1 pseudogene is annotated in these 768 nt (G+C 42.2%); it reads right to left on the minus strand.

The annotated features are described in order from the left end of the window. Positions 1 to 280 precede the first annotated feature (280 nt). Positions 281 to 768: pseudogene (locus KDK82_RS33175) on the minus strand (hypothetical protein); the annotation flags it as partial.

Below are 768 nucleotides of genomic sequence, written 5' to 3' on the forward strand. Positions count from 1 at the left end.
CCGTCCCCGCCAGATTGCACTGAGCCGGATCATTGAAAAATATTTCCAGCACTGCATGCAAATCACAGGGAAATGCAAACCTAATATATTATTAGATCTCTATTTATGGAAATTTCCATATTAACAAAATCTACGAAAATGCATTAATCACATCCTTTGCAACCCTCCATAAAAAATAAAATAACAATGCTATGAAATATAATAGAATTATCAAAGATCCAACGGAAATTCTTTTCTTTGAATAATCTTCAAATGCTTTTTTTATAATATTTAACATAATTCACTGCAATATAGAGTAGATTCCGGTGATAAGGCCAGTAATAGCAGAAAATATAATTGCAGGCCCAGCAAGAGCAACACCCAAAGATGGAATCAAAGTAGCTACACTAATTATCGTCAAGAACAAACTGATCCAGTTCGATATTGCCGGCCAATTAACCTCTGCACCGATAACATCCAAATATTTACCAGCAGATGCAATCGACGCGGATAGCATCCAGCCATATCCCAAAATTGCAGCAGGCCCAAATGCAGCCAGGATCCCCAACGATAGCAATGCAAAGGCAAACGTAGCCACCAAATAGAGCCAACTGCCATTCATACCTCCTTCAATGCTGTAACCGCCAGCCCCGGTAGCAGGATCAACACTCGTAAACCCCGCCCCCTTCCACCCGCTCTCCACAATCGGCGCTTGGTGAATCGTCACTTCCATCCCTGAATCCAAAGCCCTTTGCACTCGACGTTTCGTATCCACACTGTGCGCACCCA

The organism is Delftia sp. K82 (genome assembly GCF_002193035.1).
GTDB classification, from domain to species: domain Bacteria; phylum Pseudomonadota; class Gammaproteobacteria; order Burkholderiales; family Burkholderiaceae_C; genus Comamonas; species Comamonas acidovorans.